General features: G+C 50.5%; 15 protein-coding genes. 2 read left to right on the forward strand and 13 right to left on the reverse strand.

The window, feature by feature from the left end; all coding sequences use genetic code 11:
* The first annotated feature begins 15 nt into the window (after positions 1 to 15).
* Positions 16 to 1,647 carry a DUF2813 domain-containing protein gene (locus N8M53_RS15570; protein WP_269580255.1) on the forward strand — a complete coding sequence of 544 codons (1,632 nt, stop codon included), beginning with the start codon at positions 16 to 18 and terminating at the stop codon, positions 1,645 to 1,647.
* 26 nt (positions 1,648 to 1,673) lie between these two features.
* Here N8M53_RS15570 and N8M53_RS15575 read toward each other — a convergent pair whose 3' ends face one another.
* Genes N8M53_RS15575 through N8M53_RS15625 form a run of 11 tightly spaced genes read right to left on the reverse strand, consistent with a single transcriptional unit; the run spans position 1,674 to position 10,886 of the window.
* Positions 1,674 to 2,222, reverse strand: coding sequence for a DUF3833 domain-containing protein (locus N8M53_RS15575; protein ID WP_269580256.1), 549 nt, complete (start codon positions 2,220 to 2,222; stop codon positions 1,674 to 1,676).
* Entirely contained in the window at positions 2,219 to 2,752 is a 534-nt protein-coding gene (locus N8M53_RS15580) for a hypothetical protein (protein WP_269580257.1), read from the reverse strand. The genes N8M53_RS15575 and N8M53_RS15580 overlap by 4 nt, the downstream gene beginning before the upstream one ends.
* Positions 2,749 to 3,267: a DUF2878 family protein gene (locus N8M53_RS15585; protein ID WP_269580258.1), complete on the reverse strand. Its 519-nt coding sequence runs from the start codon at positions 3,265 to 3,267 to the stop codon at positions 2,749 to 2,751. Before N8M53_RS15585 ends, N8M53_RS15580 begins: the two co-directional genes overlap by 4 nt.
* Before the next feature lie 3 nt (positions 3,268 to 3,270).
* Positions 3,271 to 4,512, reverse strand: a complete 1,242-nt coding sequence (locus N8M53_RS15590; protein WP_269580259.1) for an SAM-dependent methyltransferase — start codon at positions 4,510 to 4,512, stop codon at positions 3,271 to 3,273.
* 2 nt (positions 4,513 to 4,514) lie between these two features.
* On the reverse strand, positions 4,515 to 5,261 hold the full coding sequence (locus N8M53_RS15595) for a DUF1365 domain-containing protein (RefSeq protein WP_269580260.1): 747 nt from the start codon (positions 5,259 to 5,261) through the stop codon (positions 4,515 to 4,517).
* Complete coding sequence (locus N8M53_RS15600) at positions 5,258 to 6,517, reverse strand: NAD(P)/FAD-dependent oxidoreductase (protein WP_269580261.1); 1,260 nt, start codon at positions 6,515 to 6,517, stop codon at positions 5,258 to 5,260. Before N8M53_RS15600 ends, N8M53_RS15595 begins: the two co-directional genes overlap by 4 nt.
* 3 nt (positions 6,518 to 6,520) lie before the next feature.
* Entirely contained in the window at positions 6,521 to 7,246 is a 726-nt protein-coding gene (locus N8M53_RS15605) for an SDR family NAD(P)-dependent oxidoreductase (RefSeq protein ID WP_269580262.1), read from the reverse strand.
* Entirely contained in the window at positions 7,243 to 7,683 is a 441-nt protein-coding gene (locus N8M53_RS15610) for a nuclear transport factor 2 family protein (protein WP_077772467.1), read from the reverse strand. Before N8M53_RS15610 ends, N8M53_RS15605 begins: the two co-directional genes overlap by 4 nt.
* Complete coding sequence (gene phrB, locus N8M53_RS15615) at positions 7,680 to 9,122, reverse strand: deoxyribodipyrimidine photo-lyase (protein ID WP_269580263.1); 1,443 nt, start codon at positions 9,120 to 9,122, stop codon at positions 7,680 to 7,682. Before phrB ends, N8M53_RS15610 begins: the two co-directional genes overlap by 4 nt.
* The gene (locus tag N8M53_RS15620) at positions 9,113 to 9,943 is read right to left on the reverse strand and encodes a MerR family transcriptional regulator (RefSeq protein ID WP_269580264.1); all 831 of its coding nucleotides are present in this window, start codon (positions 9,941 to 9,943) and stop codon (positions 9,113 to 9,115) included. Before N8M53_RS15620 ends, phrB begins: the two co-directional genes overlap by 10 nt.
* A complete protein-coding gene (locus N8M53_RS15625) occupies positions 9,933 to 10,886 on the reverse strand; it encodes a YbgA family protein (RefSeq protein WP_269580265.1) in 954 nt (317 codons plus the stop codon). The genes N8M53_RS15620 and N8M53_RS15625 overlap by 11 nt, the downstream gene beginning before the upstream one ends.
* Before the next feature lie 278 nt (positions 10,887 to 11,164).
* On the opposite strand from N8M53_RS15625, the gene N8M53_RS15630 reads away from it, so the two are divergent.
* Positions 11,165 to 13,408: a putative bifunctional diguanylate cyclase/phosphodiesterase gene (locus tag N8M53_RS15630; protein ID WP_269580266.1), complete on the forward strand. Its 2,244-nt coding sequence runs from the start codon at positions 11,165 to 11,167 to the stop codon at positions 13,406 to 13,408.
* Here N8M53_RS15630 and N8M53_RS15635 read toward each other — a convergent pair.
* Together N8M53_RS15635 and N8M53_RS15640 are read right to left on the reverse strand one after the other, a co-directional pair.
* Positions 13,405 to 13,683: a GIY-YIG nuclease family protein gene (locus N8M53_RS15635; protein WP_269580267.1), complete on the reverse strand. Its 279-nt coding sequence runs from the start codon at positions 13,681 to 13,683 to the stop codon at positions 13,405 to 13,407. The genes N8M53_RS15630 and N8M53_RS15635 overlap by 4 nt on opposite strands.
* A gap of 5 nt (positions 13,684 to 13,688) precedes the next feature.
* Positions 13,689 to 14,327, reverse strand: coding sequence for a YceH family protein (locus N8M53_RS15640; RefSeq protein ID WP_269580268.1), 639 nt, complete (start codon positions 14,325 to 14,327; stop codon positions 13,689 to 13,691).
* Between the last annotated feature and the right edge of the window lie 139 nt (positions 14,328 to 14,466).

Below are 14,466 nucleotides of genomic sequence, written 5' to 3' on the forward strand. Positions count from 1 at the left end.
AAAACAGAGGTGACGATGAGACTAGACCGAATTGAAATAGCAGGCTTCCGTGGTATCAATCGCCTGTCACTGCAAGTAGATGAACTGACCGTTTTAATCGGTGAAAATGCATGGGGTAAATCTTCTCTACTCGATGCGTTGGAAATTGCCCTCCACCCCAGTGGCGATAAACCTCAATTCAAACGCTCGGACTTTCATGTCGACCATGTTTTGGGGGTCTCACTAGAGCAACAATTTCAAATCATTCTTCGCTGGCAAGAAAGCTTTCCTGGAGAACATAAAGCGCGTCGCTATCGCCGTTTTAAACCTATATGGAATGGAGAAAATGCGGGCTGTCGAACGCTCGACTACTGTTTGAGTGCCACAATCCAAGAGAGTAAAGTCGCGGTACGAAGAGAGTTTTTGTCTTCCCAAGGCAATATCATCGAACACGCAGACAGTGACGCGCTCGCCAGCCATCTGATGCAAATCCATCCGGTGGTTCGTGTGCGTGATGCTAGGCGCATGCGTGTACCAGGGCAAGCAGTGACAAAAGATAACACCCGTCTGGAACAGCGGTTAGATAATACTTACCGTCGCCTATTGATGATGCCGGGTCATGTGAATAAAGGCGAGATAAAAAGTGGCCTGCATGCCATGCGTCAATTGCTCGATCACTATTTTGCCGCCTACGAGCATGACCGCGCTCCTTATCCCATTCATGCCCCTGGCGCATTAGCGATCACTCATAACCAAATGCACCCGCTCGAAGCAGTGGCCGCAAATACCTCTAATCAAAGCCGGCTCGTACTCATGGGCTTGTTAAGTGCGTTTGTCCGAGCGCGCGGGCCTAAACAGCTCAAACCTAATGCGCGGCCAGTGATGCTGTTTGAAGATCCTGAAGGGCGACTCCACCCCACACTGCTGAACCAAGCCTGGCGCCTTATTCAGTTGATGCCAATGCAAAAATTACTCACCACCAACAGCGGTGACCTGCTCGCAGGCGTGCAACTGGATCATATTCGCCGCCTGGTACGACACCCCACCGAAACCCATAGCCACCAAGTACCATCTCACCTTCTTAGCCAGGACGAGCGCCGTCGTGTCACCTTCCATGTTCGGTTTCACCGACCCAGTGCACTGTTTGCTCGCTGTTGGCTATTGGTGGAGGGTGAAACAGAAATTTGGTTGTTTAATGAGCTTGCTCGGCTACAAGGGTATGATTTGGCAGCCGAAGGCGTACACCTAATCGAATTTGCACAAAGCGGTTTGCGCCCCTTAATCAAGGCCGCAAAGGCCTTGGGCATTGAATGGCATTTGGTGGCAGATGGTGATATGGCTGGTAAGAAATACGCTGCAACGGCGCGCGGGCAAATAGAGCATCAACCAGAGGGCGCACGTTTAACCGTGCTGCCTGACAGAGATATTGAGCACTATTTGTACAACAACGGTTATGAGCCTTTGTTTCGTGAGATGGCGGGCGTGACCAGTCAGCAGCCGCATATGAACGACAAACGCATTATCGCCAAAGCGTTAAAACGCTATGCCAAGCCAGACGCCGCACTGGCCATTATCGCCTATACCGAGAACGAGTTAAAAGCGCCGATCCCCAAATTGCTGCGCTGGATTATCCAACGCGCAATCGGTTTGGCCAGAGGTGTGGGTTAACACCGCTGACGCGGCCCATTCGTGAACTATTGCGCCACCCGCTCAAAAAACAGCGTGACTTTGCCTACTTCAATCCCCCACTTGCGCATTGAGGTGACGTTAAAAAGGCGATCTTGGTCTTGCCGAAACATCCAGTCGTCAAAGTGAAGCTGATATTCGCTATCGCCGACAGGAACCACCAAATCATAGCGCCAATTAAGCGCATTACCCGCCACAACACCGGTTGCTGTCCCGACGATATCGCCCGCTGTCCCCGTGTAAGTCCCATCAGAGTGACGTTTAATCGTCCACACTCGGGTTTGTGTTTCACCATCGGCATACACAAAGGATTCATCCAGCGTCAGTGTGTCCCCTTCTACCACACCTTCGATATCGACAACGAAGCGTCGGGTTTGCTCACCGGTAAAATCTTGTACCATGCCCCAGGCTTTTGTTTGTCCCTCGAAGTATTCAAACAAGTTAAAGTCAGGCTTTTGACCCTGGTAGTCTTCAATGTCGGCAGAGCACGCTACCAATAGCACAGCACTCACCAGTACCGTTAGAATTTTGCCTATCGTCTGCGTCACTTGTCTCATGGCGTTTCTCCTAATAATGCTCGACGATGGTCTGGATAGTCAGTGTCTTCTGATAACCAGATTGCGAGAAATGCATCTGCCAACTCGATGTCCTTGACCGTCAAAGTCTCTTCCCAGTCTTTCCCTTTTGGCTGAGCGTAAAAAACGCCCTTTTGCTCGTGGCGAACAAACGCAAGACGATCGCCCTCTGTTATCTCTCCCCATGCGTTGTCCAGCGCTTGTTGCCAACGCGTTCGTTGTGCTTCCGAAAAGCCTAGGTGCTCCCATTGATCGTTTGTTGCTTTCATCAGTCGTTGGTCACTGATGTCGCGCGCGTAGGTAATCACTAAAGCATGAGGCGCTTGTGCTTGATAACGCCCGGTCGGTGAGCGCAGTGATGATTGATATATCGTCCACCAGCCCCAGGTTAACGTCGCTTCGCCAACTTGTGGCCAGCTTTGCCATGTCATTGAGGACGAGGTCGCCCCCATGGTGGCGTAAGGCGTTGCGAACGCGAGCAATAATACAAGGTGTTTCATCCACTTTTTCATGGCTCTCTCCTTGTCGCGGCAGAACGGGCATTTAACTGGTGTTGCAGCCATTGCATCAGATTAATCAGGATGATGCTGTAGACTAACCAAGTGCCAATCAGCACCGCGCCAGTAGCCCATATTGACTGTGGGAAGCTTAAAACCCCTAAACGCTCTCCTGCCCAGTAACTGCTTGCGCCACCAAAACTGCCCAGCGCCGCCATAAACCAAAGTGCGCGTGCGAGGATAAGCTCACGCATTAACCACACAAAGCTGCAAAATCCTAGCCAGAGTAATAGTAGCCACAGCGGCATCACAACGTACTCGGCCTCAACAGCCAACCACTGTGTGTGGAGTAATAAGCTATCTCCAATCAAGCCAACAGGCGTAAGCACGGCAATAGCCCACATCACGCTGCGATCATAAAGGATCGCGCCCAGCAGCATCGCGACCATTAACCACTGAAAGCTCGGCGGGCCAAGCGCCGCCGAAAACCAGTAAACATTGAACAATAAAGAGATAACGACAAAGCGCACGGATTATGCCTCTCGCCAAGCAGGGCGACTTAGGAGTAGCTGCACGGCACTAATGGTTCGCTCCTTAAAGCCGCCCTCGCAATAACAAAAGTAGTAGCGCCACAAACGCGCAAAACGGTCGTCATAGCCGTAATCGCGCAGTACCTCCGACTGCTGATTGAAGCGTGTGTGCCAATCAGCCAACGTTTGAGCGTAATCCAAGCCGATGTCTTTTAAGTCTCTGATCACAAAGTCAGTCTGAGTAGTAAGGTGAGACAACAATACGCTCACTGAGGGTAAAAACCCTCCGGGAAAAATGTGCTTTTGGATAAAGTCGACGTTACGGCTGTAATGTTCGTAGCGCTGATCAGCAATGGTGATCGCTTGGATGGCCATCAAACCGTTGGGTTTAAGCAAGGCCTGGCATTGACGCACAAAAGTGTTCAAGTACTCTTTGCCCACCGCTTCAATCATTTCAATCGATACCAGTTTGTCGTATTCACCGGTCAGATCGCGGTAGTCTTGTTGTAGCAGCGTGATCTTATCTTCCAACCCTTCTCGCTCGACACAGGCTTTGGCCCAAGCATATTGCTCTTGTGAGATCGTGGTGGTGGTCACGCGGCAGCCGTAATGCTTAGCCGCGTAGACCGCCATTCCTCCCCAGCCAGTGCCAATCTCGAGCAAATGATCGTTTGAGGTCAGCGCAAGCTGTCGGCAGAGTCGGTCCATTTTTTCCACTTGGGCCTGCTCTAGGGTCATTTCTTTGTCAGTGTAAATCGCACTGGAATACAGCATTTGCTCATCAAGAAAATGACGGTACAAGTCGTTGCCGAGGTCATAATGTGCTGCGATATTGCGGCGCGCGGTCTCTTTTTCATTGCGATTGCGCCAGTGAGCAAGCTTGTTCCCTAGCCCCACCAGCCAGCCAGTGTGCTTTTCAATTCTGTCGATAGCAGGAAGGTTACGGGCAAATACGCGAATAACGTCGGTCAAGTTCGGTGATTCCCACCAACCATCGATGTAAGCCTCGGCCGCCGCAATGCTACCGCCTGTTAAAATCCGGGTGTAAAAACGTGGGTCGTGTACCAGCACGGATGCATGTAATTGTGCCTGAGGATCACCACACTGTAAGGTTTGGCCCTGCTCATCAACCAGCGAGATACACGCCTCATCAACATGTGCTAGCAGGGTATAAACCAACTGTTTAGCGTAGTGCTCTTTACGTGTCAGTGTGCGTTGACTCTGAGGTACGTCCGTTGCAGACATAATTACTCCTTCTTCGCACTCGGGTGCGGATAAAACGGTGCGCCCTTTATCCAAAGTTTGAGCGCTTGCCAATAAATACCAATGACAACTTTTACTGTTTCCATCGGCGTCCGGATCAATAACTTATTCAGTGTTTTTGATGTAAATGGACGTCGCTGCAGTCCAAGTGTGGCGTCGAATTCTTTCTGTTGTCGGTGAGCCTCGAGGTGCAAGTGAACCCGCGCGCCTAAAGGGCGAAGACGCCAGTGATAACGTTGCTTAATGGGATTAAACGGTGAGACGTGAAACGCCTTGTCGTGCTCATACCGCTGACCCGCAGGCACGGCATAATAATGCCGCTCTCCCCACGGGGTATTACTCACTTCGGCTAATAAATAACGCCAGTTATGGGCTTGGTCATAGAGGTAATAGAAGTTGGCCGGACTGAAATACACGCCCAAATAACGTAGCTGACACAATGCATATACTTTCCCCTCAATGCGCTCGCCCGTCAGTTCCTGGACCTTATCGATGCACGCCGCTTTGGTGTCGGCTTGTCCATTCAAATAATCGCGGTGGTCAAAGGCGGCTAATCCCCACTTACCCAAGCGAAATCCTTTGACCTGTGATGCCAGCAAACTAAGCTCATCAAGATCAATCACAGGCATAAACACCGAGTAATTAAACGTGTGTTTTATCGGGCTAAAACGCCGATGCCGCACTTGCCCGACATACAAACCGCTATTTAGTGCTGAAACCGACTCATTCACGAATTGATCCCCTCCACGACATCAAGCGCACTTCGCACACCATCCTCGTGAAAGCCGTTATACCAATAGGCGCCACAGAACCAGCTGCGTTGCTGGCCATTAACCCGATGGCGCTGCTGCTGTGCGGCAACACTGTCGGTATTAAACACGGGGTGAGCATAGACAAATTGCTTAAGAATTTTACTCGGCTCGATCCTGTCGGTTTGATTTAGCGTCACGCAAAATGTCTCAGGCGCCTGAATTGACTGCAATATATTCATATTGTAGGTCAAAGCGGCTGGTTCTGTGTCTATTTTATCTGACAACGGTAAATGATAGTTCCAACTTGCCCACGCGCCTTGACGCTTAGGCAACAGCGACGTATCAGTGTGAAGTACGACCTCATTGTCTTGATACGGGATCGCCCCGAGCACCTGTTGTTCCGCTTCACTAGGATCGGCCAGCATGGCCAAGGCTTGGTCACTGTGACAGGCAAAAATCACCTGCTCAAACGCCTGCTCACCGGCTTCTGTCGTCACCCATACCGCATCAGGGGTGCGGCGGACCTTTGTCACTGGTGAATTCAGATGGATCTTATCCTCAAAGGCAGGTGTGAGCTTTTTAACGTACTCACGTGAGCCTCCGGGGATCACATACCATTGCGGCCGGTTAGTGATATCCAACAAGCCGTGATTTTGGAAAAAACGCAGAAAGAACGACAAGGGAAAACCACGCATATCCGACAAGGTGGATGACCAAATCGCCGCGCCCATGGGCAGAATGTAGTTTTGGCAAAAATAGTCGCTGAACCCATGTTGATTGAGAAAGTCGCCCAATGTATTGCGTACGCCTTGCTGCTCGGCCTCACCCGCGGCATGTGCTTCACGAGCGAGGCGATTGAATCGCATGATCTCCGCCAAAAAGCGGTAGAAGCGCACATTAATAACATTGCGTTTCTGCGCAAATAACGAGGACAGACTATGCCCGTTATACTCCAGTCCATTCGCATCATTGCGAACACTAAAGCTCATTTGAGAAGGTTGGCGACCCACACCAATTTCATTGAGTAAACGTTCATAATTCGGGTAGGTACGATCGTTAAAAACGATAAACCCGGTATCAATCGCGTACTGTCCACTGGCGACGTCGACATCGACCGTGGCCGTGTGGCCCCCCAAATAATCATTTGCTTCAAACAAGGTGATGTCATGCTGTTTATTGAGATAATGAGCACACGTCAAACCGGCAATGCCTGAGCCGATAATGGCAATTTTCATGATTTAGTTCCTTGTCATACGTCGTGCGAGGGCTCGCTGCCAGGACATAGGCAATCGCGCGAGAAACTTGAGAATAAAGGTAAATTTTCGCGGAAAATGTATTTCCGTTTTTCCTTTCGCCAATCCTTGTTGAATCGCCGCAGATGCTTGCTCCACCGTGATGCGCATTGGCATCGCAAAGTCGTTTCGGTCTGTTAGTGGTGTCTTTACAAACCCCGGTGAAATAAGTGACACCGTCACTCCTTGCTGCGCTAGATCTGCCGATAAGGTGTTGGCAATGTAGCTAATCGCCGCCTTCGATCCACCGTAAGCCTCCGCACGTGGCAGCGGCATGTAACTGGCCGACGAGCCGACAATGGCAAGGTGCGTACTGTTAGTGAATCGGGCCTGTAATGCTTCAATGCAATGGAGGACGCCGAATACATTAATCTCAAAAACGCGTTTAAACAGCGCCACATCGACCTTGCCATGGTCAATGTATTCACACGTACCCGCATTCAGAATAATTAAATCGGGAAAGACACTTAGGCGACTCAGCGCTTGATGGGTTTGTTCGCCATCTGTGGCATCAAACGCCAAGGCGTCTAATGATGCGTGATCGCTAGCCATGGCGTTAAGCTTGTCTTGGTTTCGCCCACAGGCCGTCACCTGCCAACCTTGACGCGCATAGTCTCTTGCCAATTGCTCACCAATTCCCGACGTGGCGCCGGTGATCAATACGTGTTTCATTGTCCTAGCCTCGTTTTGATATGTTTGAGCAGGCGACCTATCACAGGCAGCGCTTCGTACAGCATTTCACCTAAGTCGAAGTAATCACGATGGCGAATGATTTTGCCGTCATAAAAACGTAAGTGAGAACAGCCCTGTACTTGTCGCGTTTTCCCCCCATCCAGCTTGGGGTGCGATAACATCATGGTCCAAGTCACAAAGGCATCGTCTCCGTCTACCGCGGTCGTGTGTATATGAAATTGACAATCGGTTACGTTTTCGTACAGCAGCGAAAAATACTGGATAAACGCCTCTAAGCCGGTTATTTCATGCGCTGGGTCGACAAACACAATCTTGGGGTGATAAATCGTCGCCAGTGATGACAAGTTATCTTTATTGAGCGCTTGATAGGTCGTCACAAACTGTGACACACCAGCATGTGTTGGCGAGCGGGTCATGGTGTTTGCTCCTGGGGTTGATTCTTCGCCGCTTCAAAAATGGCCAGCGCCTTTTTGCGCTGAGTGGCGTGATCCACCACCGGACGCGGATAATCTAGCGTCTGGGCGTATTGCTCCGCCCATCGCCAAGGCTGGTGAATATGCTTACCCGGCACCTGTTTAAGCGCGGGTAGCCAGCGACGAATAAAACGCCCATCACTATCAAACCGCTCTCCCTGTGTGGTCGGATTAAAGATCCGAAAGTAAGGTTGAGCATCGGTCCCTACCGACGCAGACCATTGCCAGCCCCCGTTGTTAGAGGCAAAATCGCCATCAATCAGCTTGGACATGAAGTAGTCTTCTCCCCAGCGCCAATCGATAAGCAGATCTTTGGTCAAAAAGCTGGCCACAATCATTCTCAACCGGTTATGCATCCAGCCCGTTTGATTAAGCTGGTGCATGGCCGCATCAACAATGGGAAAGCCCGTTTTCCCCGCCTTCCAAGCCTCAAACAAGGAAGGGTCGTTATCCCATACCACTGATTCGCCCCAAGCTAAAAAGCTATACTTTTTGCTGATTGCCGGGTTTTGCGCACTCACTTCCTGATAGAAATCACGCCAAATAAGTTCTGAAAGCCAGGTGGCTGCCCCTGTATCGGGCTCGCGCCAATCGGCTTGCTCTTCTTGTAAACGCGCCAGGCATTGACGTGGAGATAACGCGCCAATGGCCAGATAAGGAGAAAGCTGACTGGTGGCATCAACCGCGGGAAAGTCACGCTGTCGTTTATAATCAGCCACTTGCTCGCGGCAGTAACGACGCATGTGCTCGAGGATCCCTTTCTCATCGGACGCCCAGTCCGAGACATCCTCAGTCGGATAATCAAAGTGAACCGGTTTAAGCTCTGAAAAGATCGTGTCGATAGCCACGTTTGTCTCGCGTTTGGATGGTTTTTGGCAGGGTGAAACATCCATGCCGTCTAAAGCACGTAAGCAGGCTTTTTTGAAGGGTGTGAACACCTTATACGGTTCGCCTTTTCCCGATTTTATGGTGCCTGGTGCAAACAAATTGCGGTCATCATAGGCATACCATGCGATGCCTTTGTTTGCTAACGCCGCGCACACCTGTTCATCACGTTTGCTTTCATTGAGCTCGTATTCCTTGTTAGCAAATACCGCTGTTGCGCCAATGCGGTGGGCATAGTCCGCCACTTTTTCTGCCGATTGAGAAAAATCAGCCGCACGCTCAACCACTAGGGGAATATTTCGCGCGCTAAGCTCCTCACGTAACGCTTCTAGCCGTGCTTTGATAAGGCCCGCTTGCTTGGGCGCAAGATGGTGCGACGCCCACTGTTCCGGTGTCTCAATGAATATCCCTACCACGGGATCGGACGCTTCGCTGGCTGCGTTCAAAGCGCGGTTATCCAGCCCACGTAAATCGCGCCGAAACCAGACTAGATGCATAACGTTTTGTTCTCCTTAAGTTCTTTGAGCTCGTCACCGTGTACGGAGCAGATAAAAGCTTGGCTCACAACGTCAATGTCATTTTGAGCAAGGCAATGGCGTACCTGATTGAGTTGAGCGCGGTCGAGACGACGATTTGCCATCAAGGCCAATGTTGTCACCCCCTGCTCGCGCATCACCTCAATTAACAAATTCAATTGTTGATGCGGACTGGACAATAGTGTGACACTGTAACCCTTCTCATTAAGTGCCATCGCCATAAGCACACGTTGGTATTCGCTGGTTACCGTTAATGAGACAAGCCAGCATCGTGACTGGGCATGCCGTTTAGCATTCGCCGCCAGCGCCGTTCGGCATCGGTCAATCACCGCGCTTTGCCACAGATCGCGCTGCAATACACGAACCGCTTCATCCTCGTCACCTAACCACTGATCAACCGGTGTAAAGGCATGTTCAACTAACCAATAAAAGGGGTACTCTTTTAGAATCATGTCTAAGGCTTTCCCTAGCCGTTTGACTGAGAATGTATGAATACAGTCAATCAGCTCACTTGCCACGCTGTCGTCCTCCGCGTCGGCCGACGTGGGACTGTGAGCAAGCAGAGGCTTGACCTTGCTAATCGGCACGCCTTTGTCTAACCACTGGAGAATATGAGCAATAGTCTCCACATCTTCTTGGCGATAAAGCCGATGTCCCTTGGCCGTTCGCTCAGGCGCAAGCAATCCATAACGTCGCTGCCAAGCACGTAGCGTCACGGGGTTAACCCCTGTTTGATCCGCTACCTGACTGATGGTAAGAGTATGAGGCGTTTTATAAGCCATAGCGAAGCCTCAGCGCATCAGGGTAAGGCTTAAGATAGGCTTGATTAGCCAAGTACTCATCAGGGTGATTATGAAGGTGATGCGAAATCAACGTCAGCGGTGCCAATAAGGGCATGGTGCCCTGACGATACGCATGAATAAGATTCGCTAACTCAGCTTTCTGATGTTTATCGAGGTTGTTTTTAAAGTAGCCTTGCAGGTGCATTAACACGTTGGTGTGTTTTTTACGCGTCGCACGAATGGCAATGGCTTGCATAAACGCGGTGCGGTACTGCTCGAAAAAGCGATCTAGGTCGTAATGGCCAATGTTGGCCATAAACCGCCCAAGTTCACGGTATTTTTCGGGCGAATGCGCCATCAGCACCAACTTGTAGCGTGAGTGGAAATCAACGAGGGCTTTCTTGGTCACTCCTTGCTCGACACTCTGGTAAAGATCATCAAGCGCAAATAGCCGAAAAACAAAGTTTTCTTTGAGGATAGGGTCGTTGAGCCGGCCGTCTTCTTCAACGGGCAGCCAAGGCATGCGCGCCATCAGTGCCTGAGTGTAAAGCCCTACCCCGGAAATATCTGAGGCGTAACCATTCTCGCGATAGACTTTCACCCGCTCCATGCCACAGGTCGGTGACTTGGCACAGACAATGTAGCCACGCAGTGCTTTGTGAGCGAGTTCTTCCGCTTTCTGTTCACTGAACGCTGTCATTTTTTCGGTATAGTCTTTTTGCTGATCTTTGGTTTCCACCAACCTCACTGATAGATCGCCTTTGTCGACTAACCGAATAGCGGGACGCGGCACGGGGAGTCCAATCCCGACTTCAGGGCACACTGGCACAAAGTCTACATACGGTGCCAATTCTTTGGTGACAAATGGACTACGCTTATGACCACTGTCAAATCTTACTTTTTCGCCAATAACACAGGCGCTAACACCTACAGGGAATGACATGTCTCACCTCTACACTGACCGCGCAGCATTGGCTACGGAGTTGTACATTTATAATATGTTGTACAACTAAGAGTAGAAGATAGATCAAAATTGTACAAAAAAAATTATTTGTACAAGTAAAGGCGATGTCGCGTCCACGTCGTTTACTGGGTTAACGCCTAGATTTTGTCGGCAGCAAGCGGCCGATCACTGTCTCAGTATTGATACGCGCAATCACCCATGCTTAGCACTACACTGGAACTATCTGGTTGTCACCATAAGCCCTACGCGCAGGCCCTATGCCTTTATCAACATTCAACGATCACAACGAGGATCCACTTACACTTGCCAGGCGGTCGGCACAGCCCCGTGGCCGTGCGATCATTTTCATCGCACTCGTCTTTTTTGGTGTGCTCGTCGCGACGTTTTTGTTGTATCAGGCTGCCCAGTCACAACAAGCGCAACGCACTGAAAAGCTTCTCAACGTGGAAGTTCAAGCCTTATCTAACGCCGTCGAACGCGACATTAATACCCAACTCACACGGCTTAGTTCATTAGCCAGTAACATCGAGTTAGATGTGCCCTCGACCTTCTCGACATGGCAAGCTTTGGTGCAACAAACCCAACAAGACAGTGCCTATATTTCATCCTTGTTTTGGGCGGACAGTCGAAAGGAAATAAGTTGGCAAACACACGCAGATACCAGCCATAATAAACCGCGTTTTTCGTTTGACGTCGTGGGCGAGCCAGAGGGTCAGCTTGAAACGGATCAGCCCGATCTCACCCGTTGGCGGATTGCTTACCCGATTTACAGTCATAGCCGCGCAGCGCCAAGCTATTATCTTGGCGCAGTCATTAATCTTGATGCGCTTGTCGACGAGGTTGCGTCCGACTATCTCAATAAACATCAACACCTCACGATAACCCACTGGGCAAACGAAACCGTGTTGCTCGGTGACAAGATCTCCCCGTTTGCCGCGGTTGGTTCGGCACCTTTAACCTTAGCGGGCACGCAACCCGCTATTCAGATCGCGCTTTGGCAAGAGCCAGGCGCCAATCAATTTATTTCACTACCCATTCTGATTTATATCGCCGGCATGCTTGTAGCGCTTTTACTGGGCGTTGCCTTGTATCTAGCAGAGGTGAACTTGATGTCTCGCCGGGCGGCGCAGACCACGATTGACTATTTAAAAAATGAAATTGAGCAACGCAAAGACGTCGAGCAGCAGCTACATTTTATCGCGAATCACGACGCCTTGACGTACCTGCCCAACCGTCATGCCCTCACTCGCTATATTCAGCAGCGTGTGCATGAATCTAACGCGCACCCCCATGACCTGGCGTTAATCTGTGTGGACATTGATAATTTAAAAGAGATCAATGATTTGTATGGGCAAGCGGTGCATGACCAGCTTTTAGTTGAATTGGCACAACGTCTACAACGCGTTAGGCAAACCGATGACTATATTGCCAAAATCAGCGACGACCAATTCGCGATTGTCGGCAGCGAGCTGTCACCGCTAAAAGCGGAGATCTACGCGAAACAAATCCGAAAAGCCATTGAGCAGCCCTTCTTCCACGACGCAGAGGAGATTATTGTGACCTGTGCCGTCGGCATTAGTTATCGCTACGATGCCTCCATGCCCGCTCAGGAACTGTTGCGTCACGCAGATACCGCGGCGCATCGCGCTCGTCAACTCTCTCATCACAGAGTCGTGGTGTTCCAAATGGCAATGCGAGACCACCTGCATCAGAAAAAGGATACCGAGTACGCCATCCGTAAAGCGATTCAAGGTAACGAGTTGAGCTTACATTTTCAGCCGCAAATCGATCTAAAAGATCACAGCATTGCGGGGATTGAAGCCCTGGTACGCTGGCAAGATACAGAGGGTGCGGTGATTTCGCCTGATACCATCGTCCGCACCGCAGAAGACACCGGACTTATGCGGCAGTTAGGCACTTGGGTGGTCAATGAGGCGTTAGAAACCTATGCAACCTTGCTGGCGCAGCACTGTGCCCCTCCATTTATCGCGATAAATATCTCTGGGCATGAATTTCAAGACAGCTTCCTTGCTGATACCATTCTACGCGCCATTGAACGCCATCAAGTCCCGCCCGAACGTGTGCAAATTGAACTGACAGAACAAGTTTTCATTGAGAACCTTAGCCAAAACCAACATACCTTACACACGCTCGCGGCAGCTGGTGTTTCCTTAGCGATTGACGATTTTGGCACGGGATACTCATCGCTGGCTTACCTTAAACATTTCCCAGTGGACACCGTCAAAATCGATCGCAGTTTTGTCGCTGATCTGCCTCAATGCAAAGACGATACCGTGATTTGCCAAGCCGTCATTAATATGGCGCAATTACTGAAATTAAAAGTGGTCGCAGAAGGTGTGGAACGTGAAGATCAGCGTGACTTTTTGTTTGACCTGGGGTGCCGCTACGCGCAGGGGCACCTTTATTACCCCTCACTGAATATCCATCAGTTGACTGCGCTCCTCACGCAGTCACAACCCATCACTCGCTTATTTAATTAATCAACACCATTGTCACGCACACAACAAAAGCGAGCACATAGCGCTTCCTTACGCTGCTTTGGCCATTGCTTTATTTGCCATTCGCGCTGCATCGCCGTTCGCTTTTCCATCGGTTGCGATTGCCACGCCAGTGATAGCGGTCCTTTCCCTCTTAGCGCGCGTGCGCCTTTACCTTGGCGATGTTGTATTAATCGCCGGCTGACATCCGTTGTGACGCCACAGTAAAGCTGCCCCTGGCGCGTTCGAATCAAATAAACAAACCAAGGCGTACCCATAGGCGTTATCGCTCCAAAACAGCCTCTAACATTTGACGGAGATCCGCCACTTCTTTCTCCAACGCACTCACTCGCGTCACCAAAGATGCATCGGTGGTCGGTTCTGGTTCCTCTTGCGGCGCGGGGATCTCCGGCGTGTCTGAACCGTCGGAGAACAAGTGTTGATAGCGAGACTCACGCTTTCCGGCCTCACGCGGCAATTTTTTTACCCAGTTTGACGCCATCATGTCAGCCAATGTGCTCTCGACATCTTCGACCCGATTAAAAGCATAGAGGCGCTGTGTGCGGGTTCTCAACTCCCCGGGCGTCTGAGCGCCTCGCAATAGCATGACACATAGGATCGCTTTTTGTGGCTCGCTGAGGGTGAGATCGCCAAATTGTGTATTACAGAACCGATGTTGGTACTTGGCAACACGACTCCCACTACCCTCTTGAGGGCTAACTAGGCGCATCTCAATCAAGGTCTCTACAATGTCTAATACTTCTGAATCGGCCATCTCATAGACAGGATCACGGTTGCTTTTTTGATTCACGGCGGTGGTCAGCGCATTGAGTGTGAGCGGGTAATGATCTGGGGTGGTAACTTCTTTCTCAAGTAAACAACCAATGACACGTTGCTGATACGGTGAGAGTGTCCTTGACATAGCGATGATCCCATTTAGTCGATTTCATCGAGTTATATCAATTGAATGTCACTCAAGCAATCACTGCACCGATAACCGCGCAATAATCCACCCAAGGCGACGATCACCAATACTGGTAGCGGGATCACATCTTACGCAC

The sequence above is a fragment of the Salinivibrio kushneri genome (assembly GCF_027286325.1).
Classification (GTDB): domain Bacteria; phylum Pseudomonadota; class Gammaproteobacteria; order Enterobacterales; family Vibrionaceae; genus Salinivibrio; species Salinivibrio kushneri_A.